Raw genomic sequence first — 23,618 nt, forward strand, 5'->3', positions numbered from 1 at the left:
TCTTAGAGTTATGAAATATAAAAACTACGCCTTTCCTTGATGGACTTTCCCTTTTATTTACACCTGACAAGCGTTTAGGCTTGTCAGGTGTTTTTACTCTTAATTACTATCTTGAAATGGTCATGTATCTTACTTTCGGAGTTGTATCAATCTTCTCCCCAGTAATTCTATTCGAGCGAGTTACGCAGTAGAAGTAAGTTCCATCTGGTAAGCCTTGACCATCTCCGACAACTTTCACTCCTTGGTTAGCTGCTCCAGCCCAGTCGTTTTCGTAATCTTGACTTGCGTAAACTACACCACCCCAACGGTTGAAGATAATTAACTCAACTTTTTCGGTAGCTTTATTTACACCTTGGATTACAAACTTATCATTGGTACCGTCACCGTTAGGCGAGAATCCTTGTGGAATAAACAATTCTGACAATATCACTGCACCTTTGAAAATAATCGGTGTTGGTGTTGCTTCATCTGGTTTACCGTCTCCGTTAAGGTCAGGATTAATACCATTTACTGAAATATCAGACGTTGATTTCGTTGAATCTAAAGCACTTACTGCCTTGGCAATTCCTTGAGTAAATATCGTGTCATTTACTGGACGTTTCACATTTACCATATAGGCAACTACAATACTGTCACCTACTGCTAAGAATGTACTATCCGTTTTAGTCAACGTTGAGTCAGCTCTACCATTAAAGTTTGAGTTAATGGTTGCATTTCCTCTTACAACTCTTGGCGTTCCAACTAATTTCCATGCTTCAACTTGCTGACCAATCGTATTTCCGATATTAGTACATAAACGAACCTTAGCTAAACCAACTCTTCCATAGTTTTTAGCAGTCATTATTAACGTTACGTTATAAGTGCTATCTGCTAAAGGAATTGTATCTACTTGAGACGCTAATGCTAAACCAATCGAAACTTCGCTATTAACAACATTTTTCAACTGTACTGGCGTTGCTACATTATCATTAGATGGGTCTTTGTCTCCATTTGAATCTGGATTATTACCATTTGTTGAAATGTCTTTGTAAGTCGCATTATCAGTACCTGTTGCAGTACCAACTGCTACGTTGTTAAAGATATTCTCTGCATCTGTTGAACCAGCCGTATTAACTCTTACTGTCAAGTCAATGATTGCGGTATCACCTTTCAATAATGTTGATTCTTCAGGAAGCAACAAGTCTGTATTTGCACCTTTACCTGTATAGTTTGGATTCGCTTTCAAGCCTGGTGTTGCAATAAGGATTGGAGTTCCAACGATTACTGCACCTTTAGCGGTGAATACTGCATCAAGACTATCTTTCACGCTCAATTTAGTGATATTGGTTGCTCCCATGTTCACTACACGGATTCTATATGGTACTGTCCAGAAGGTAGTTGAGTCATTTTTCAATGCTGTTACCACCACTTCTTTCGCTACACCGATACGTGTATTTGGTAAGTCAAAGCGTAATACCGTTCTGCTTGGTGTTCCATTAACATTTGCTCCATCGCTTGATTTTGCAGTAAGAACTGTGTTATCTGGTTTAACACCTGTTACCGTAGCTTGGCTAAAGAATGGTCCTTTATTTCCATTCAAGGTAACTTTTACTACATATTTAACTGTGTCAGAAGCACCTGGTAACATGAAGCTACCCACTTTCACTAAGCTTGAATCTGTTTTGCTGAACGCATCATTTACAATCAAGTTTGTACTTACACCTGTGTTTGGTTTTCCTACAATCTCACACGTTACTGGTGTTTTGAATGTACTTGCTAAGTTGCTCGTTAAGGTTACGTTTCTTAAAGTATCCTTGCAGAAGTTTTTAGCAATCAAACGGTAGGTTACATTATAAACTCCTTCCGAAACTTTCGCTGTATCAATTACTGCCATTGCTAAGCCAAGTTTACAATCTACCGTTACTGAAGTGTCTCTAACTGTGATAGTTGATGTACTTGAGTTATTTGTGGTAATTAAATCAACCTTGCTTGTATTACAGATTTTCACTGTATTAGCAATCGTTCCACTATTAGATGCCGTTGTTATATAAGTGAATGTACGAGTACTTCCTTTACTAATTGTATCAACTGCAATTGTTAAACTATCACCTGCTTTCACTACGCCAGTTCCTGACACATAAGTTAAACCACTTGGTAATGGATTACACAATTTCACATCTTTCGCTTTACCCGCTCCATTGTTTGTCAATGTTACGGTATATGTTACATTTTCTCCTTTCTTATAAGTTGCTTTATTAGCTGTAATTAACACACCTAAATCAGCATAAGTTGTATCGTTTGCAGGTACTAACACGACTGTTGTAACATTATTCGTCAAGATTGAATCTGTCGGTGTTGTTTTCGTAATCTTAGCAGTGTTATAGATAATTGTATCTTTAGCCACTTTTGCTTTGTAAGTAAATACTTGTGACGAACCAACTGGGATTGAAACAATTGCTACTCTTAGCGTATCACCGTTCTTAGCAGGGTCACCTGAAACAAAGCTTAAATGTTTAGGTAACAAATTGTCAACCACTACATTCGTCGCTATTGCTGGCCCGTTGTTTTTCACTGTTAAGGTGAACGTTACTTCGTCATTCAAGGCAGTTAATTGCTTATCTGCGGTAAATGCTAATGCTAAGTCAAGTTTACCTGTTCCTGCTGGAGGTGTTACTACTGTTGTTGTATCACCGTTGATAGTTACGAACGAGAAGTTATTAGGCCCTACGTTGTCTAACAATGAATTTACTGATACCGTATTCGTTACATTAGATTTCACATTCATCGTAGCTACATAAGCATACGTTCTTGTTTGTCCTTTTAGCAATGAATCAAGACTTACTGTAACTGCACCTGATGTAAGTGTCTGACCTGTTGAGCTTGATACAAATGTCATTCCTGCTGGAATTGCATTTGTCAATACAACTTGTTTAGCCGTTGCAGGCCCGTTATTAGTAAGTGTCAACAAGAAGTTAACGTTCTCTCCTACTTTCGCTGTTGTTTTATCAGAAGTTATTACTACCGCTACATCAGCCACCGTATTATCTACTTTACCTACGTTAATGATCGTTTTACCAGCTCCCGAACCGTTGTTATTACTTGGGTTAGGGTCTGCAGTGATACTTGTACCTCCTGCTGCGATGGTCGTTTCAACATCTGTATTTAAAGTAGCTGTATAAGTATAAACTTTAACACCACCTTTAATCAAACTATCAAGTGTTGCCGTTAACAAGCTACCATTTTTCACTAAACCTCCAGTTTGAGACACATAAGTGAATGTACCTGGAATTACAGAAGCGATGTTAATACCTTTCGCCGTTTGTGGTCCAAGATTCGTAACTGTAATGGTTGTTGTAATCGTTTCACCTTTAGCGTATGATGCTTTATCAGTTGTAATGGTAATTACTACATCTGCACCTGTTTGCGTTGTTGAACCTACTACGATTGTTGCACCTCCTGAACCTGAACCACTATTATTAGTAGGATTAGGGTCGGTAGTTGTACTTGTACTTGATGCTGTAATCGTTGTTGTACCGTTGCCTATTACTTTAGCTTTGAATGTGTAAACTTTCACACTGTCTTTGCCTAAGCTATCAAGTGATGCAGACAATACGCTTCCTGCTTTCGCTAATCCACCAGTTTGTCCGATGTATTCTAAGATTGAAGGAAGTGTCGAGCTTACGTTAATTCCTTTTGCTGTTTGTGGCCCAAGGTTTTTAACTGTAATTGTCGTTGTTACGGTATCACCTACTGCATAATTAGACTTATCTGTTGTGATGGTTACAACTACATCAGCACCTGATGGTAAAGTTGGGTTAATCGTTACTGAACCACCTGTTCCTGTTCCGTTATTGTTGTTCGGATTAGGGTCTGGGTTATTCGATGTACCTGTTCCACCTATTACTACTGGGCCTGCTCCGTTAAGAACTGATTTGTAGATATAAACCTTCACGCCATCTTTAACTAAACTATCTAATTTACCTGTTAATACGCTTCCTGTTTTAGTTAAACCACCTGTTTGCGACACGTAAGTTAATTTATCAGGTATTGCACTTGATATTGTTACGTTTTTAGCCGTTGCAGGTCCAAGATTTCTTACCGTAATCGTTGTAGTTACTGTATCTCCTACTGCATAATTAATTTTATCCGTAGTAATTGTAACAACGATGTCTGATGAGTTTGGAGATGGTACAGTAACCGTAGATGAACCACCTGGATTGCTACCGTTATTATTGTTCGGATTCGGGTCTGGGTTGTTTGATCCTCCTGTTGCTCCAACTGTTACTGAAGTTGTTGTTCCAGAAATTTTACCAATCCATGTATAAATCTTCACGCCACCACTTATTAAGCTATCAATTGAGCCACTTAATAAACTTCCGTTTCTTACTAATCCTCCTGTTTGTGACACAAACGTCAATCCAGTTGGAATAGGCGATGACACTGATACGCCTTTCGCTGTTGCTGGCCCTTTGTTTGTCACTTTGATGGTTACTTTCACGGTACTGTCAAGAGCGATATTGTTTTCAGTAGTTACTACGATTTCAATATCTGAGTCAGTTGGTGAAGTAACTTCTGCTTTATTCTCAACTGTAATCTTCGTTGTTCCAGAGAAACATCCTTGTGCTGATTTGTAGCAAGCATAATAGATTCCTGCTCCTACTGCACTTGGATTAGCTACCGTTGTTGAGTTTGCATTTGCACCTGTTTTGAATACTAATGTTGCTCCCGTTGGCGTGTTGCTTACCACTAATTTGCTCAAGTCAACCGTTGTTCCTCTATCAATTTTCACACTATTTGCTACTGGAGCAGAAGGGGCAATTAAGTAATTAACCGTTGCAGTATCTGACTCAATTGAACAACACTTGTTAGCATCTACTAATTTGAAGTAGTATGAGCCAGACGAAGCGACTGTGATACTTCTTGTTGAAGCAATTTCAGTTGTCGAACCAACTTTAAACCACTTATATCCGTAATTACCTGCTGTTGCTGTTAATGTTACTGTATCTGTTCCACAAGTAGTTAAATTACCTTTAATTGATACCAATGGTTTGAACTTCACACCTTGCATGGTCAATACCATTGTGTCGGCTGCTGCCTTACAAGTTCCTGTTCCGTCAGGGTCATTGGTTGTGACAATCAATTTAACCGTTCCTGCTAACACATCTGCCAATGATGAACGATATGTTGCTGTTGGTAACATTGGGTTATCAAATGTACCTGTCCCTGTTGTTGTCCAAGTAACGCTTGTTGCTGCACCACCGAATGTACCGCTTAACTTATAGACTTTCTCTGCACAAATTGTTGCATCTGCTCCTGCACTTACTGTACTTGGTGTTTTAGCACAATCTTTAGGAGTACAATCTGTATTAATATATGTATTGATTACTCCTGGAGCAGAATAGCATCCTGAAGCAGTTTTCTCAAATACATAATACGTTCCTGTTCCTACTGCATTTGGACTTGATACCAATGGTGATGATGGTAACACTCCTGTATGATATTCAAATGTTCCGCCTGCTGATAAACCTGATGTTACACCTGATGCTAAATCGACTGTCAAGAATGGACAAACATTGGTTAAGTTTTTAGTTTTAGGAGTGCTAAGACCAGCTCCTACTGTAACTGTAACATCATTTGATTTACCACTTTCACATTTATCGAATTTACAAATCGCAGTGTATTTAGTTGTTGCGTTTGGTTTTGCTGTAATTACATTTCCTACTTGACCATCATTCCAGATTACTGTTCCGTCACAACCCGATGCTGTCAATGTAATTTGAATTCCTTGACAAATTGACGTTGCGTTACAAGTAATGTGTGGTGCTGGAGGGTTTCCAACATTAACTGTTGCCACACTTGATGGAGCAGATGTACAAGTTCCAATTGTACAAGTTGCTGTATAATCAGTTGTAACAGTCGGAGCAGTTGTAACAATCGTTCCTGTTTGACCATCTGACCATTTCACAGTTCCTTCACAACCTGATGCAACTAATGTCACTGTACTTCCTGCACATATTGTACTTGTTGCACATGAGATTGTTGGTACACTTGGTATTGTTACCGTTACCGTTACTTTATTAGATTCTGGACTATTGCAAGTTCCTAATTTACATACTGCACTGTAAGTTGTTGTGGCATTTACAGTTTCAGAAATTGACACGCCTGTTTTACCATTCGACCAAACTACTGTTCCTGATGTACAACCTGTTGCGGTTAATACTACTGAACCACCTGCACATACACTTGGAGGAGTTGATACCACCGTTGGTGCATCTGGTGTACCCACTTTCACGGTTACAGGTTCAGATGTTTTAGATTCTCCACAACCTTCTACTTTACATTGTACTGAATAAATCGTTGTTATACTTGGCTTAACTGTGATTGTAGCTGTTGTTGCTCCGTTGCTCCATAATAAAGTTCCATTACAATTATTAGCTGTCAATGTTACTTCTGCACCTGCACAAATCTGTGTATTTGTTGGTGTAATGTTTGGTGTTGTTGCACCTGGCAATACAGTCACTTTTACACTTGCAGAAGCATCTTTTGCACAAGCAACTCCTGTACAAGTAGCGGTATAAGTAGTTGTTTCTGTCGGTTTAACTTTAATAGTTGCTCCTGTCGAACCACCTGTCCATGTTACTGTACCTGTTGTACAACCTGCTAAGGTTAATGTTACTTCTGTACCTGCACAAATTTTATCATTACTTGCTGATGCAGTTAAGTTCAACACAACTGCTGGATTAACCGTGATTTTAGTTTCGTTAGAATTAACGCTTTCACAAGTATTCGTTACACATTTTGCAGTGTAAATAGTTGTTACACTTGGTTTTACAGTAATTGATGTTCCTGTACTGTTGTCAGACCATTTTACTGTTCCACCTTCACAACCTGCTGCTGTTAATGTTACGCTTTCTCCTGCACAAATTTCAGTTTTAGCACATGAAACAACTGGTGCTGGACCTGCTGTATTTACTTTAACTGATAATTCATTTGAGTTGTCAGACTTACAAGTTGTTGACTCACAGGTTGCTGTATATTTCACGTCAGCAGTTGGTGTAATTGTTCTTGGTGAACCTGTTACGCCGTCTGACCATTTCACTGTTCCATTACATCCGTTTGCAGTTAATGTTATCGACTGTCCCACACATACCGTTAATTTATCTGCTGTGATAGTCGGTTTAGCAAAATCTGTAACCGTAATATTTCTCTTAATTGATGCTTCACTTACACAAGTTCCGATTGAACAAGTTGCTGTGTATGAAGTAGATACTAATGGCTTAACAGTAATTACTGAACCTTTTTGTCCATCAGACCATGTTACAATTCCACTTTCACAACCTGTTGCTGTTAAATCTACCGATGAACCTGCACAAATTGTTGAAGTACCCGAACTCACAATTGGAGGAGCTGGATTTACAACTTGCACTGTTACTGGTGCTGATTTATCTGAATGACAAACAGTTGAGCTACAAGTAGCATAATATATTGTGGTTGTAGTTGGTTTTACAATGATAGTAGCACCTGTTTCATTTTTATCTCCATAATACCAAGTTACTTTTCCTGTACAACCTTCTGCTGTCAATGTTGCCGAACCTCCTACACAAACTATTAAATCTGACGTTTTGATAATTGGTACATCAATTGGTTTCACGGTCAATACATAAGGTGTTGACACTGCACTTGTACAACCTTTGAAAGAACAAGTAGCTGTATAATTCGTAGTTGTAGTTGGGAAGACAGTAATTGTTGTTGTCTCCTGACCTGTACTCCATTTCACTTGTCCGTTACAATTAATGGCAGTTAAAGTGATTGTTTCACCTGGGCAAATTTCACCTTTAGCACATACAATTGTTGGAGCATTCGGAGTTGGCGTAACAATTACATCAACGGTTGCTTCTGGACTAACACATTCAAATTCTTTACAAACTGCTTTGTAAGTAGTTGAAACGGTAGGATTTACAGTAATTTGTGGCCCTGTCTGTTTCGGTGAAGTTTGCCATTCTACAACTCCTCCACAACCTTTAGCTGTTAAAGTTGTTGACTCACCAGCACAAATTTTACTTGGTGCCGCTGATAATAATGGACTATCAACTACAATTACTTTTACCTCTACTGCATTTGAAGATTCGCTCTTACAATCATCTTTCTTACAATAAACGGTATATGTTTGGTTTGTTTTAGGGCTTACTGTAATGCTTGCTCCTAAGTCTCCGTTGCTCCATACAAAAGTTGAGTTTTCACAACCTGTTGCTGTCAATGTTACACTACCACCTAAACAAATTGACTTCTGAGTACATCCACAAGCAATTGTTGGTTTCTCAAGATTACAAACCAATGTAGAATTAATTTCTACGCTATCATCATCGTCTTCGTCAGGTTTTGTAGAAGCATTGTTAGGCGTTGAGTCAGGGTCTTTTTGGTCAGACTTACTAACTTCTGCCATATTCTTGATTTTACCTGATGCCATCACTTTAGCTTTGAAAGTAAAGTTTGTCGAAGTTCCCTTAGCAAGACTTGCTACTGTTCCTGTCAATGTTCCTGCATTTTCAGTTAATGTAGATGAACTCACAAAGGTTAAACCTGCTGGCAATTTATCTTTTACTTCAACATTTGTCGCTGTATTTGGACCTGAGTTCAATACCGTAATTGTGTATTCAACTGTCTCTCCAACATTAACTTCTGTTTTGCTTACTGTTTTTGTTAAGCTCAAGTCAGCAATGTCAATTACATTGATTGTTACTGTTGATATATTGTTATCTTTCTTAGTTGGGTCTTCGTTAGAACCTGAAATCTCAGCAGTATTTACGACCGAACCAACTTTTCCTAAAGTCACTTGGATTAATAACGCTTTAGTAGAACCAGCCGTTAAATCTCCAATTGTCCATGTTCCTGTTGTTGTATTGTATTCTCCTGAAGGGGTAGAACTTACATAAGTTGCTCCTACTGGAAGAATATCAACAATTTTAACATCAGTTGCTTTAGCGGTTCCTAAATTTTGTGCTTCAATCGAGTAAGTAATTGTTTGACCTAACAAATAAGATGGTGCTGATTGTGCATCTGGTGCATCAACAATTTTCTTGATTACAGCTAAATCTGTGAAACACTTCTTAACTCTGAATGAAATCGAAGAACGTTCGCTAATACAACCTTCAAGTGTTGTTGCTTCCGCATAGTAAGTATAAACTCCTTCGGCATTTGGTGCTGTTGGGGTAAATCCTGCTTGTATTTCATCATCAGTAGAAAGTACAATCAAAGGAGTATTGCTTGTTAAAGACGAATACCATTTTACTATATTTCCCTGACTAACAGCAAATAACTTACTACTTTCTCCTAAACATACCAACGTATCACACTTCAAATTATAAGGTGCTTGTGGTTTAGCTTTAATCGTTAAAATAACTTTTGCTGAAGCAGCTGAACATTTTATATCTGTTCCATCTGGGTCATTTGTTGTAAATGTTAATTCTACCGAACCATTAGCGATGTCTCCTGCTGATGGCGAATATTTTGCAGTTAAGCTACCTGTATTATCAAAAGTTCCAGTTCCATTTGAAGTCCATGTTCCACTTGTAGCACCACCACCAATCGTTGCACTTAATTGTACAGGAGGTGTTGTTGTATTACCACAAATTGCAGCTAATGGAGCAATTGACACTGTTGCAGGGTCTGCACAAACACAAGAATTAATGATAACTGTTACTGCTACTGCTGCACTATAACAACCAGCCGTTGATTTTGCAAAAGCATAATATGTACCTGCTCCTACTGCTGTTGTATTGGTAACAATTGCTGAATTTACAGAATTAGATACGTGCCATTCAATTGTAGCACCAGTCGGGATTGTTGTAATAGCATCTGCTAAATTGACAGTTTGCAAATTTCTGGTACAATCATTAGAGATTGATGATTTTGCTACTGGGTTATTTGGTTTAGCATTAACTGTTACGGTAACTTTTGTTCTTAAACTTTCACAAGCATTAGGCGTATTTGCTAATGTACTTACATAATAATTAGTTGTAAAAGTTGGACTTACTGTCACTGATGACGATGTTGCAAATGGTGTTCCTCCAGTTATTACGTTAAACCAATGATAAACTGGATCACTAACATTTGGAGTTCCTAAGGTGATAGAACCACCCGCACAAATTGTTCCACCTGCTACCTGCGGACCTGCTGGAATTGTTCCTACTTTAAATTTAGTACCTGTTGCATCTAATGCAGCACATAAATTGTTCGTAGAAATTGTACTTAATAAATCACTTGCTTTAGTCGTTCCTAAAACAACTGTTGATAAATCAAGGTAACTTCCATTAGCTGAGTTATTGTCAAATACTAAGGTATGAATTGTATAATCACCTGCTGCATTTACTGTGAATGTTGGAGCATTTGCAATTTGTTGGATTACTAAATTCGTTCCTTGTGTTAATACATATTTTACAGAATATCCTGTTGGTACAGTTGGTGCTGTTGCTGTTGTAGCTTCCAATATTACTGAACCTGCTGCTGGTAAACAGAAATTAGGCGTTGTTGTAGCCAATGTTCCTGCATTAATATTACAATCAGCTTTGATACCTGCGTCAATTGTCAAGTTGTTACGACCAATGTCTCCAAGTGGTTTTGTAACATCTATATTAATTACTCCTGAGAACCCGCCTACACCTGCATCTGAATCTTCTGTTGTTGTTCCAGTATTTGGCGTTACGAATGTTTTACCAGAAGGTAAAATGAATTTCACTTTATAAGCACCTGATTCTAAGTCATTAAAGAAATATTTACCAGTTGCATCTGTTATTGTTGATTTTAACTTTGTCGTTCCTGTTCCATCATATAACTCTACCGTTACACCTGAAACTCCTGTTTCTCCTACGTCTTGTTTGTTATTACCATTAGCATCTGTCCAAACATAATCACCAATAGTTCCTTTGTTCGGAATTAAACCTGCATCAATTGTGGTGTTGTTACGTGCTGGGTCATTAACTGGTTTTGTTGTATCAATAGTAATAATTCCTGATTTACCATCAGCACCTGCATCTGAATCAGTCGCTGTTGTACCTGCTCCCGTTGGAGAGAAAGTAGAACCTGCTGGCTTATTAAATACCACAATATATTGACCTGCTGGTACAATAAATTCATATTTACCATCGGCATCTGTTGGATATGATGCAAGTACAACCCCATTTTTATCAGTTAAAGTAACTATTAAACCTACGATTGGTGTATCACCTGCATCTTGAATACCATTTCCGTTGTTATCGTTGAAAACATAGTCTCCAATAGAACCCAATGGAATAATACCCGCATCAATTTGTGGATTATTACGTAGTGTATCTGTTGCGGCTTTAGTTACGTCAATATTAATAATTTGACTTTTTCCTGCTGCTCCAACATCACTATCTTTTGTATCGTTTGTGCCTTGATTAGCATTAGTAAATTTGCTTTGTGTTGGTGCTACAAATTCTACTTGATATGCACCCGATGTCAAATTACCAAAATTATATATACCATTGGCATCTGTAGTTGTTGATGTTTGGAAAGCTGTTCCTTTATATAAGTTAACAACTACACCTGCAATTCCTGGTTCTCCTAAATCTTGAATACCGTTCGAGTTATCGTCACGCCATACAAAATCTCCAATTGAACCTAAGTTGCCAATCAAACCTGCATCAACCGTAGAATTATCACGTGCTGGGTCACCAACTGGTTTAGAAGCATCAATTGTGATTTTCCCAGATTTCCCAGTTGTTACATCAGCATCTGAATCTGTTGATGAAGTTCCTGCTCCTGTTGGTGAGTAACTTTGTCCAGGTTGTTTTGTAAACTGAACATAGTAATCCCCTGATGGAACGAAGAAATTATATTTTCCATTAACACCAGTTTCGGTAGAGTCTATTTTGTTTCCGTCTTTGTCTAACAAATAAACTTTTACGCCTGCTACTGGAGTATCTCCTGCATTTTGGATACCATCTTTATTATTGTCATTGAAAACATAGTCTCCAATAGAACCCAATGGAATAATACCCGCATCAATTTGTGGATTATTACGAAGTGTATCCGTTGTAGCTTTGGTTATGTCAATATTAACAATTTGACTTTTTCCTGCTGCTCCAACGTCACTATCCTTTGTATCGTCTGTTCCTTGATTGGCATTAGTAAATTTACTTTGTGCAGGCGCTACAAATTCTACTTGATATGCACCCGATGTCAAATTACCGAAAGTATATTTACCATTGACATCAGTTGTTATTGATGTTTGGAATGCTGTTCCTTTATATAAGTTAACAACTACACCTGCAATTCCTGGTTCGCCTAAATCTTGAATGCCGTTTGAGTTATCGTCACGCCATACAAAATCTCCGATTGAACCCACATTACCGATGACACCTGCATCGATATCAAAATTATCTTTGTCTTTTCCAGTTTTCTCTACGTCAATTGAAATAACTGATGTAAATCCATCTGTGCCAGCATCACTGTCATTTATGTCAGTAGTACCAGCAGCTTTTGAAGGCGAAAAAGATTGTCCTGGAAGGAGTCCAAATCTAACCTTATAAGTACCTGTTAATAAAGAATCAAATATATATTTACCATTATTATCTGTAATTGTGGAATCAAGTTTTGTAATACCATCTGCTTTATAAAGAATTACTTTTACTCCTATATTTCCACTCTCTCCTAAATCTTGCTTTCCGTCTCCGTTATAGTCTTTAAATACATAATCACTAATTGAACCAAGTGGGCCAGGAATAAATTTCGCTGGACAACATCCCGTAGCAGGACAATTTTTATTGGTTGCTGTAAATGCAAATTCTGTATAAGCAGTAATACTTGAAACTGTTAAAGTATCTTTTGCAGCATTAAGTGATACACCTGGTGTATTTGCTGTAATAGCAGTTGCAGCACCTGTACCTACTTTTATTGTCCAAGCAATATTTGTATAACCTACTGGCAATCCAATTTTAAACTCATCTCCTTGATAAAAATAATCCGCAACTGACAAACATACAGCGTCTTGGTCGTCTTCGTTGAGGTCATTATTATTTGGACTTGAATCGTAGTCAACTTCATTCTCTTTCGTAATCTGTGCAATATTAAATGAAAGACCACGAGAAGTAACCGTAGCAACCACTGTCATCGTCAAGTCGGCAGAAGCACTAACATTGCCAATATTCCATTTAATAGACGTTACTCCTGCAACAGTAGTATTAGATGTTGAACCAACGCCTGACACATTTACAGATTTGAATGTTACCCCATCAGGCAAAACATCAGTCAGTTCGACACCCGTAGCTGCCGCACCTGCATTGTTTACTTTAATGGTATAAGTAACATCAGTTCCCAAAGCAGGACTCTGATTATCAATCGTCTTTTTGACTGACAAATCAGGGTTAGTAGTCAATGAAACTCCCTGAGATAATGCTCCAAACGCTGTAAACAACGTCAAAAACACTACGCCCATCCAAGTTCTCAGACTCTGATGATTAAATGATTTACTGCTGAGTAGTTGTGAACCACCCAATTGCGATAAAATGCCAAAATCCCGCTTGACGAAGCCAAGAGGGGCATTATTATCGGGGGCGGTACCGACTATTACCGATAGAAAGTTCTTAAATTTCTCCAAGAACTGCCCACTAAGCGACTCCTCACTACTCGTAATCGCTCGTCTCAGGTAAGTAAAAAGATTCATTTGCTGTATGTTTAATTGATAATTTGTATGCGAGAATTGTGATTTTTGCTTAACCACAACAGCAGGAATAGCAGATTCAACCACTGCATTGGGCTGTGGCTGAATTGTATTTATTGGTTCATTCATAAATACAGTTTCAACTAATGATTCAGAGATTTCTTCCTGAATAAATAGTTTCTTGACTTTCCTGAACAAGTCTTTAGCTACAAGAAAAGCACTTTTCTTTGCTAAAGGTTGTAATGAAATAGTAAGGTTCGTTTGGTTGCTTGCACCATCAGTGAACGTAGAAGTTCCTTCCATCTGTTGCTTTGTTAATAAATTAATGTTCTAAACATATTATATATTTAGGGCTAAGGTGTTTTTCTGTATCCAAAATACTATGTTAAAATAATACTTTTTAGAGGTTTCAGGTACAAAAGAAACAATCGAGACATCGTAACACAGTACAATGACTCCATAAATAATCCTCCAAAACTGTGCCAAAAAGAAATATCACTCAATAGGCAACGACAAATAAACAAAACCCTGCCCATAAAGCATTGAAAACTAACACCTTAACATACCACTCCCAATCACTTAAAAAATATTGGACTATCATTTCCATAGTTAAATACCTCAAACATATTGTTCGAGTTAGCTCAAAAATAGAATAGTCTGGTTTAGCGAAAATTATGCCAAAAAAATACCAGCAGACTTCTAAATAGAATCTGAATAATTAATAAAATAAAAAGGAAATTACAGCTTATTATGTACCAAAAAATTTGGACACAACAAAAACAGGATACCTTTTAAGGTAAAGGAAGGAATGACAAGAAAAATATAAGTTTTATATGCGAGCGAAGGCTATTCCTAACGGTTATATGCTTTCAGATACAAATAAAAGAAGTTTTTTTTATAATTGCAAATAGAAATAGAAAAATCAATCTAACCAAGTATTAGAATGTTATGAATGTTTATTTTGATTGTGGATGATTTTAGTCCACCAATCTTCTTGATAATATGGACACATCTATTTTACTCCTTAAAATTTTGGGTTCAAAACGTCTGAGAATCTTTTATTCAAGCATAATATGAGGACTATTTCAGATTATCGGCAGGAAAATGGCTTTGTTTTATTTTTTTTCACAAAAAACTATTCGTAATCTACTAAATATCAACAAATTAGCACACATAAAATTAATTATTTTTCATGCCGTTTTAAAAATGAAAAAATGCACTTGAAATACTATTTATCCTTTACAACAAGGACAAATTAATTATTTTCAAAAAATATCTTTTTTTTTCCTCTTACAAGCAATAGTACAAAAAAAAATCGTGTAATCTTGTATAGATGGGTACTGAACAATTAATACAAACTCTAAAAAAATGTCGTAAGAACGACCGAAATGCACAGCGGGAGCTTTATGAAGGCTTCTACCGCTTTGGGCTGTCGGTGTGTTTACGATATGTGGCTGATATTGATACGTCCCGAGAATTATTGAATGATGGTTTTATGAAAGTATTTACTAATATTGAGCAATACAAACCAGAATATCCTTTTGTTAGTTGGTTTAAACGCATTTTGATTAATACTTGTATTAACCATCTAAGAAAGTCTCATCAAAATGTTCCTACTGCTGAATTATTGGAGGCTCAGGATGTTGGTTTTGAATTAGATTTGTTCGGTAAATTCTCAGTAGAAGAAATTGGACATTTAATTCAGCAATTATCCCCTGCATATAGAACAGTATTTAATCTACACGTTATTGAAGGGTATGAACACAAAGAAATTGCAGAAATGTTAAATATTACTGTTGGAACATCCCTTTCTAACTTACATAAAGCAAGAAAAAAGTTACAAGAATTAATTTTATACAGTGAAGATTGAGCGTTTTACGCTATTAATGAATCTGTCTAAACTTATTCCTTTTGTTGTCAATCGTTCCGTTTGAAGTCAATGAGTTTAAAATTCACTCCGTGTAGCAATGTTATATCTGCTCCACGGTGGGTCAAAATTTTAAAAACACATTCATTATTTTCATCGTTGCGGCGAACCGCTCAAAACGAAAGTTTCAAGAGGTTCAATAATAAATATTATATGATAATGCACAACATTTCAAATATCTCTTAAAAATGGAGGAGCAAGAAGATTTTGACAATTTATATAGTTCAAAACTCCCCAACTTTGCTAATAATGATTGGCGGGCGTTGGAAGGACAATTGGAACGACACGACCTCAAACGTCAATTGAGGAAATTAATGTGGGCGTTACCTGCAGTGGGAGGAATCATGCTGGCGGTATCAAGTGTGTTGTATTACCAGTTGAATCGAACACGGGAGCAAGTAAAAACGTTGGAAACCCGATTAGTAAATGCTTATCAACAACAGCGAAATCTGCCTGAGATTAGTCCACAAAAAATATTCATACATGATACTATTTATAAACAGGTAATAATAAAACAGATAGTCCGTGAGAGTTTTTCTCAAAACCCAGAATTAATTAATAACCAAAACAATATTTATTACGAAAAATATGGAAATAACTCTACTGAGAATCAAATAATTACAGAAAGAGAAAAATTTATTGACATCCACAAATTGTCAGGAAAAAGTCCAGTTTTGAGTACAACAAATATTGGCGTGACAAATGATTTTTCAAAATATAAAGGAGAGAGTTTTCCTGAAGATTCTGTTGTAGAAGAAAATCGGTTTTCATTAATTCCAAAATCTGTTAGTATTGGAATTAATGGTGGACTACAAAAAGCAATTGGCGATTTCTCTAATCAAAATGGTACTGCTATTGGTGCAAGGACAGTGCTTGGCTATCATAACCGAAAAGGACAGGAACGTTGGGGAATCGTGTTAGACTATCAACAAAACAATGTATCTTTTGATATTGATAAAAAAGAGGATATTGATAAATTAGGACCTCCTCCAAAAACCAATACAAAACCAAATGGTAGTAATCCAAGATTAGAAAAAGTTAATGTGTGTTTTTCGTCCTATAAATTGGGCTTAGGAGTAAGATACAACCTTTTATTTAGTGATAAAGTACGTCCATACTTTGGAACAAATTGGTATGTGCAAATTCCAACTCAGGGTTTTGGTGATTATGAATTTGAAGATTATTTAAAACCTCGTAAAGTATTTCAGCAAGAATCTATGATGCACTTGTTAGGTGTAAACGCAGGAGCAATTTTTTTCTTGACTAAAAATTTAGTAGCAAGTGGAGAGTTATTTTTCCAATCGCAGTTTTTGAAAGAGCCAAATATTATTCTAAATGCCCCAACAGTTTTAGGTGGACAAATAGGAATAAGCTATCGTTTTGGTAATTAAAATCTATATTTATAAGTCGTATTTAATCTCAAAAAGTTTATTTTAGGGCTTTGCCTTTTAGATTCTCAACTCTTAAATATCTAATCATTAACCATAAATAAAATGAATATTTCAAGTCTAAAAAAGACCTTGACTGGTCTTGCATTGCTTAGTATTTTGTTTAATACTCAAGCTCAAGAAGTTAAAGAAGTAACAAAAGAAGTTAAATCTGAACCAATTTTTGGCTCTGTATTAGAAAGAAAAATTGTCAAAGATTCGTCAAAAAAACATACTCCATTTAATCCATTAAAACCAGCATTTTTCAGAGTTGGAGTATTGGGTGGAAGTTTAATTGCCTTTGACAATTCGAGCAATGATAAAGTTGGCGGAACAATGGGACTAAGAATTGAATACGGCTTTTCAAATAGAATATCTTTAGTTGCTGACTTTCAAGGAAATAGAACCAACAACTCAACTTTTTCGAGAGGACAATCTTCTTTAGGAGTTAACTGGATGCCGTTTAAAAGTAGAAGACTACAACCTTATTTTGGTGCTGGTGTAGGCGTTGGTAGAGACGGAAATGGCTTCGGACGTTATGATGATAGACGTGGAGGTTCAAGACCATTTGACAACGACTATAACCGTAGAGGTGTTCAAGGATTTGCTTATGCAAGAACTGGCTTAAACTATGTGCTTGCCAAAAAGCTACTTGCTATTGGAGAAGCATCTTATCAAGTACCATTTAATAATTCCACATCGAACGGAGGAGTTGCATTGAGGGTGGGATTAGCTTATCAATTCGGAAAAAACAAGAAGTAAAAATCAAGTTTTAATAATATAGAGTTTAAGTGTTTTGTAAACGTCGTAGAGATTCTCCACGACGTTTATTTTTTATACACTAACGTAAAAAAGCAATCAAATGTTGTGAAACACCTGATTGCCTTTGGTAACGATACGCTATTTATTTTATTTATACTCTTTCAATTATCACGGCATAGCCCATGCCAACGCCTATACACATAGAAATTAGGGCGTATTTTTTGTTTTGTTTTTGTAATTCTAAACTTGCCGTTTGGATGATACGAGTTCCCGACATTCCGAGGGGATGCCCTAAAGCAATTGCTCCTCCGTTTGGATTTACTCTTGGGTCATTATCGGCAATTCCTAAGTTGCGAGTAACAGCTAAACATTGAGCTGCGAAGGCTTCGTTAAACTCAATAACATCCATATCGTCAAGTGTCAAACCTGCTTTTTTGAGTGCTTTTTGAGATGCTCCAACAGGACCAATTCCCATAATTCTTGGTTCAACTCCTACAATTGCAGAAGATACAATTCTTGCTCTCGGTGTTAAATTATAGGTTTTAATGGCATTTTCAGAAGCTAAAAACATCGCTGCTGAACCATCATTTAAACCTGCGGCATTTCCTGCGGTTACGCTCCCTCCTTCTTTTTTGAAAGCTGGTCTTAATGTCGCTAATTTTTCAAGCGTTGAACTTGGTTTTACAAATTCATCTTTGTCAAAAATAACCGTTTCACCTTTTTTAGGAGAGATTTCAACCCCGATAATTTCTTCTAAAAATCTTCCTGATTGTTGTGCTTTTGCGGCTTTTTGCTGTGAATTATACGCAAATAAATCTTGGTCTTCTCGGCTGATATTGTACATCTCTACCAAATTTTCAGCTGTCATTCCCATTGCATCAGTTCCGTACATTTTTTGCATTAAAGGATTGATAAAACGCCACCCAAAGCTGGAATCAAACATTTGAGCATCATTTCCAAATGGTTTTGAGGTTTTGGAAATGACCCAAGGACTACGAGTCATGTGTTCCATACCACCTGCAATCATAATTTCGGCATCGCCAACTTGAATACTTCGAGACGCATCAACTACTGCCGACATTCCAGAAGCACAAAGACGATTGACCGTTTGAGCAGGAACTGTATAAGGTAAACCTGCTAATAATGTTGCCATACGAGCCACATTTCGATTGTCTTCTCCTGCTTGATTATGATTTCCGAGAATGACTTCATCAATCATTTCGACGGGAATATTTGGATTTCTTTTGACTAATTCTTTGATGGTCAAAGCAGCTAAATCGTCAGCTCTGACGGTCGATAAACTTCCTCCAAAACTTCCAATGGGTGTTCTGATGGCATCTATGATATATGATTGATTCATTTTTCGATGTTTGATGTTCGGGATTACAAATAGAACGCTGATGACGCTGATTTTCAATCACTGATAATCGCAGATTTATTATAAATCCGTACTCCCCTAACTCATAATTTATAACTTATAACTACTTCCTCTATCCTAATTTCTCAATAAAATCAGCACTCGTTTTTGCTCTTACATCTTCCAAAGTAGCATTTGGCATCAACTCAATTAATGTCAATTTTCCATCTGGATAAGCAAAAACGGCTAAATCTGTAATGACCATATCAACCACTCCTGCGGCAGTCAATGGCAATACGCATGAAGGCACAATTTTAGCAGAACCATCTGGATTGGTGTGCGTCATGGTGATAATTAAACGCTTTGCTCCTTTGGCTAAATCCATTGCACCGCCAACGCCCAAAAGCGGTTTATTAGGCACTGCCCAATTGGCTAAATTGGCAGATTCGTCACACTCTAAACCGCCCATAATGGCAACGTCGATATGTTTTCCACGAATCATAGCGAAAGAATCAGCACTATCGAAATAGCTACTTCCTTTCAAAGCAGTTACGGGAATTTTACCAGCATTTACGGGATAATCCATTGCTCCACCGCCATCAGTTGGTACTGGACCAACACCTAACATTCCGTTTTCTGTATGTAAAATAATGCCGTGTTCGTCGGTAATTAAATCGGCTACTAAGGTCGGAATACCGATTCCTAAGTTTACGACATCGCCTTTTTGCAGTTCTTGTAAAGCACGCTTTGCCATGTTCATCCTACTTTCATCTACTTTTTTAGAAGATGAAACCGAAGCCGAAGAACCTAAATCTTCAAGTGTAATTTTGGCTTCTACCAAATAATCTACAAAACAACCTTGCGTATGAATAAATTCGGGAGCAATTTCTCCGACAGGAACAATTTCTTCAACCTCTGCAATCACTAAATCGGCGGCAGTTGCCATTGCTTTATTGAAATTATTTTCGGTCATTCGGTACTGTAAATTTCCTGCGGTATCGGCTCTCCAAGCACGAATAAAAGCTACATTTCCACGAATTCCTTTGATAAAAACTTGCTCTTCACCATCAATAATCTTGGTTTCACGACCTTGGGCAATTAGTGTTCCTGCCGAAGTTGGCGTGTAAAAACCACCAATACCTGCACCACCCGCACGAATGGCTTCGGCAAGTGTTCCTTGGGGGAGAAGTTCATATTCAACTTCACCACTTTGGGCTGCTTTTACGGCATCTGGATTGGACGTAAAAAATGAACCAATCATCTTTTTGAGTTGTCCATTTCTTAATAAACGACCACCGCCAAGTCCTGCTTCTCCTGTATTATTGCCAATAAAAGTTAAGTTTTTTGTACCAATTTCAGCCAATGCGTGCATCAAGTGAACTGGGTTTCCTGTCATACCAAAACCGCCTTGTAGCAATGTATCGCCATCTTTTACCATTTTGGCGGCGGTTTCTAAATCTATAATTGGAACTTGTTTCATTAAAGATTGTGTTTTTTGATTTAATTTCAATAATTTAGTAAAAAAACAGCGTTATGATTACTTATCGCCCTATTGATGAGGTTATTAACTTCATCACTTCATTTCCAAAACCAGAAGATGTTTTGGCATACAAAGCACCTGATTCTATTCAAAATAGAGTAGAGGATTTACTGTATAAAAAGCAAACCTCTTTTTTAAATGATGATGAAATTGAAGAAATGAATAAATTTTTACTTTTAGAACACATGATGCGTATGGCTAAAAAAAATGCCAAGAAAAAATTAGCACAATGAGTAGATATATTTCTGAAAAAGATAGACAGTTTATTGCTCAATGTGCATCCTACTGCTGTGAGTATTGTTTATATTCTGATGATGATACTCTTTTCAAACATCAAATTGACCACATTATTAGTCTTAAACATGGTGGTAGTTCTGACCTTGAAAATTTAGCTTATGCTTGTTTTTTGTGTAACAATTCAAAAGGTAGTGATGTCGGTACTATTCTCCTTCCTGGTACTACATTTATTAGATTCTACAATCCTCGAACTGATAATTGGAATGACCATTTTGAACTTTACCATGGAGTTATCTATGCAAAAAGTCAAATAGGTCAAGCAACTATTAAGATTTTAGAAATGAATAATGTGGACAGAATCATGGAAAAGAAAGAAGATTAAAATCAACTATCCAAACACCTCAAAAGGCAGTCCCACATAATTCTCTGCAATCGTTTTTTGATAGGCTTCTGAAATAGTCAGATAATCAAATTTTGATTTTTGTAGCAGACTTTCAAAACTTCCTTCTTCTGTTTGTTTATGACAGAGATAAGTCATAAAATTTGAGAAATCTTGTACTCGCCAAACTCTCGCCAAGCACTTTTTGGTATAATTATTAAGCCCTTCTTCGCTTCCTGATTGATAAAAATCGACTAATCCATTGGCTAAATTATGAATATCAGCTACTGCTAAATTCAAGCCTTTTGCTCCCGTTGGAGGAACAATATGAGCAGAATCGCCCGCTAAAAACAAACGTCCGAATTGCATATTATCAATCATGAAACTACGCATGGGCGTGATGCCTTTTTCAAAGATTTCACCACGATTGAGTTTCATTTCAAGGCGATTTTCGAGTTCATCCCAAATCATTTCATCCGACCAATTGTCAATCGAATCATCGTTGGAAACTTGCAAATACAAACGTACAATTTTCTCTGAACGCAAACTCGCCAACGCAAAACCGTTTGAATGATAGGCATAAATTAGTTCGTCGTAAGCGGGTTTTGCATACGCTAAAATTCCTAACCAACTGAAAGGATATTCTATTTTATATTCTTTGTAAGAGTCTTTCGGAAGGGTTTTGCGTGCCAATCCATGAAAACCATCACAACCACCCACAAAGTCGCAAGTCAATACAAATTCTTCTCCATTTTGGGTAAAATAGATGTTAGGATTAGCGGTTTCTAAGTCTGTAATTTTAGTAGCTTCGGCTTCAAAAATGATAGAAATATTGCGTTCTAAGCACGCTTTCACCAAGTCTTTCACCACTTCTTGTTGACCGTAAATAGTAACTTCCTTTTGCGTATATTTCTGAAAATCAATTCGTTGACTTACACCGTTATAATTGATATAACATCCGTGATGCACTAATCCTTCTTGATGCAATCTATCTGATACATTCAGACTATCGAAAACTTCAACGGTGTTATGTTCCAGCAAACCCGCACGCACACGATTTTCAATATATTCACGGCTTCTATTTTCGATAATGACTGACTCAATACCATTTTTATGCAACGAAAGTGCTAACGTAAGTCCAGAAGGGCCCGCTCCGATGATACCGACTTTGGTTTTAATTTGATTCATCTTGCTAATAATTTATAGATAATTCCTTGAAAACATCCAATGCCAAATGAAAGGCATCATTGGCGGCAGGCAAGCCACAATAAATGGCAGATTGCATGATTACTTCTTTGATTTCGGCAACGGTTACGCCATTATTGAAAGCGGCTTTTACGTGCATTTTAAACTCTGCTGGACGGTTCAACGCAATGAGCATTGCCATCGTTATCAAGCTCTTTTCTCGTTTGGCTAATTCGGGACGAGTCCAGATTTCGCCCCAAGCATATTTTGAGATAAATTCCTGAAAATCAGCATTAAATCCATTAATATTTGCCGTAGCTTTATCAACATGAGCATTCCCCAAAACGGTACGTCTGACGTGCATTCCTTTTTCAAAAACCGTTTCTCCTGCAATAAATTCAATAATATTTTCAGCAAATTCTTTCGGTAATTCAGTCGCAGACAAGTGTCTTGCATGAAGAACTCTAAGATGAGAAGCTGGTATTTCATTGGCAATAAATTCGGCTTGTTCTACATTCGTTACGGGGTCTTCATCGCCAGTAATGACCAAAGTTTCAACCGATACTTTTTGAAGTTCTTCTCTAAAGTCTGCATCACGAATAGCCGCACAACAATTGCAATATCCTGTTACATTGCTTCGCAAAAACATGGCGTGCGTTTGAGCTACTCTTTCGGGATTTTGGGTTCTAAAATCTTCGGTAAACCATCTTTCTATCGTGTCGTCCACAATGGCTTGCATTCCGTTTGCTTTTAGCGTTTCGATGCGTCCGTTCCATCTTTCATCGTTGCCAATTTTTGCTCCTGTGTTGCATACAATGAGTTTTTTGATACGATTTGGATAATTTAAGCCTAACCATTGCCCAATTAATCCGCCCATTGATAATCCACAAAAATAGGCTTCTGAAATGTTGAGTTGGTCTAATAAATCAATGACATCTTGTCCTAAAAGAGCAATTGTATAAGGAGAATCAACACCATGTTCTACACTTCCACCGTGTCCACGAGTATCATATTGTAAAACTCTGAAATACGGAAGTAAATACGGAATTACTTCGTCCCACATCATCATTTCTGAACCCAATGAGTTAGAAAAAATTAAAACTGGACTGTTGGGTGTTCCTTGAATTTTATAGTTTGTTTGCAT

At 37.1% G+C, this 23,618-nt stretch carries 10 protein-coding genes and 1 pseudogene; 5 read left to right on the forward strand and 6 right to left on the reverse strand.

Translation table 11 applies throughout. The features are described 5' to 3' along the window. Positions 1–106 precede the first annotated feature (106 nt). A complete protein-coding gene (locus VB796_RS18100) occupies positions 107–13,963 on the reverse strand; it encodes an SdrD B-like domain-containing protein (RefSeq protein ID WP_323347989.1) in 13,857 nt (4,618 codons plus the stop codon). 1,030 nt (positions 13,964–14,993) lie between these two features. Here VB796_RS18100 and VB796_RS18105 point away from each other — a divergent pair. The 3 genes from VB796_RS18105 to VB796_RS18115 all read left to right on the forward strand — a co-directional run bounded on the left by VB796_RS18105 (position 14,994) and on the right by VB796_RS18115 (position 17,776). Next, a complete protein-coding gene (locus VB796_RS18105; RefSeq protein WP_323347990.1) occupies positions 14,994–15,530 on the forward strand; it encodes a sigma-70 family RNA polymerase sigma factor in 537 nt (178 codons plus the stop codon). 245 nt (positions 15,531–15,775) lie between these two features. Next, the gene (locus tag VB796_RS18110; protein ID WP_323347991.1) at positions 15,776–16,978 is read left to right on the forward strand and encodes a hypothetical protein; all 1,203 of its coding nucleotides are present in this window, start codon (positions 15,776–15,778) and stop codon (positions 16,976–16,978) included. A 102-nt stretch (positions 16,979–17,080) separates the two neighbouring features. Further along, entirely contained in the window at positions 17,081–17,776 is a 696-nt protein-coding gene (locus tag VB796_RS18115) for a hypothetical protein (RefSeq protein ID WP_323347992.1), read from the forward strand. A gap of 151 nt (positions 17,777–17,927) precedes the next feature. Here the strand turns inward: VB796_RS18115 and pcaF are convergent, their stop codons facing one another. Both pcaF and VB796_RS18125 read right to left on the reverse strand, forming a co-directional pair. Further along, positions 17,928–19,136 carry a 3-oxoadipyl-CoA thiolase gene (gene pcaF / locus VB796_RS18120; RefSeq protein ID WP_323347993.1) on the reverse strand — a complete coding sequence of 403 codons (1,209 nt, stop codon included), beginning with the start codon at positions 19,134–19,136 and terminating at the stop codon, positions 17,928–17,930. Between the two features lie 130 nt (positions 19,137–19,266). Beyond that, positions 19,267–20,613 carry a 3-oxoacid CoA-transferase gene (locus VB796_RS18125; protein ID WP_323347994.1) on the reverse strand — a complete coding sequence of 449 codons (1,347 nt, stop codon included), beginning with the start codon at positions 20,611–20,613 and terminating at the stop codon, positions 19,267–19,269. A gap of 53 nt (positions 20,614–20,666) precedes the next feature. Between VB796_RS18125 and VB796_RS18130 the strand changes: the two genes are divergently transcribed. Then, positions 20,667–20,906, forward strand: a complete 240-nt coding sequence (locus VB796_RS18130) for a hypothetical protein (protein ID WP_323347995.1) — start codon at positions 20,667–20,669, stop codon at positions 20,904–20,906. Continuing rightward, positions 20,903–21,292: an HNH endonuclease signature motif containing protein gene (locus tag VB796_RS18135; RefSeq protein WP_323347996.1), complete on the forward strand. Its 390-nt coding sequence runs from the start codon at positions 20,903–20,905 to the stop codon at positions 21,290–21,292. Before VB796_RS18130 ends, VB796_RS18135 begins: the two co-directional genes overlap by 4 nt. Positions 21,293–21,298: 6 nt before the next feature. Here VB796_RS18135 and VB796_RS18140 read toward each other — a convergent pair whose 3' ends face one another. From VB796_RS18140 to pcaD, 3 genes and pseudogenes are all read right to left on the reverse strand, one after another. Further along, positions 21,299–22,477: a 4-hydroxybenzoate 3-monooxygenase gene (locus tag VB796_RS18140; protein WP_323347997.1), complete on the reverse strand. Its 1,179-nt coding sequence runs from the start codon at positions 22,475–22,477 to the stop codon at positions 21,299–21,301. 4 nt (positions 22,478–22,481) lie between these two features. Further along, a complete protein-coding gene (gene pcaC / locus VB796_RS23790; protein WP_416233529.1) occupies positions 22,482–22,868 on the reverse strand; it encodes a 4-carboxymuconolactone decarboxylase in 387 nt (128 codons plus the stop codon). Further along, positions 22,869–23,618: pseudogene (gene pcaD / locus VB796_RS18145) on the reverse strand (3-oxoadipate enol-lactonase); the annotation flags it as partial. It lies immediately after the preceding gene.

Origin of the sequence: Arcicella sp. LKC2W, from assembly GCF_034931005.1 — a bacterium.
Taxonomy (GTDB): Bacteria; Bacteroidota; Bacteroidia; order Cytophagales; family Spirosomataceae; genus Arcicella.

What these genes read in the sequence shown, in the direction of transcription:
- VB796_RS18140 (WP_323347997.1), bottom strand. Translation starts at nt 22,477, where the DNA reads ATGAATCAAATTAAAACCAAAGTCGGTATCATCGGAGCGGGCCCTTCT.
- VB796_RS18125 (WP_323347994.1), bottom strand. Translation starts at nt 20,613, where the DNA reads ATGAAACAAGTTCCAATTATAGATTTAGAAACCGCCGCCAAAATGGTA.
- VB796_RS18100 (WP_323347989.1), bottom strand. Translation starts at nt 13,963, where the DNA reads ATGGAAGGAACTTCTACGTTCACTGATGGTGCAAGCAACCAAACGAAC.
- VB796_RS18105 (WP_323347990.1), top strand. Translation starts at nt 14,994, where the DNA reads ATGGGTACTGAACAATTAATACAAACTCTAAAAAAATGTCGTAAGAAC.
- VB796_RS18130 (WP_323347995.1), top strand. Translation starts at nt 20,667, where the DNA reads ATGATTACTTATCGCCCTATTGATGAGGTTATTAACTTCATCACTTCA.
- pcaF (WP_323347993.1), bottom strand. Translation starts at nt 19,136, where the DNA reads ATGAATCAATCATATATCATAGATGCCATCAGAACACCCATTGGAAGT.
- VB796_RS18110 (WP_323347991.1), top strand. Translation starts at nt 15,776, where the DNA reads ATGGAGGAGCAAGAAGATTTTGACAATTTATATAGTTCAAAACTCCCC.
- VB796_RS18135 (WP_323347996.1), top strand. Translation starts at nt 20,903, where the DNA reads ATGAGTAGATATATTTCTGAAAAAGATAGACAGTTTATTGCTCAATGT.
- VB796_RS18115 (WP_323347992.1), top strand. Translation starts at nt 17,081, where the DNA reads ATGAATATTTCAAGTCTAAAAAAGACCTTGACTGGTCTTGCATTGCTT.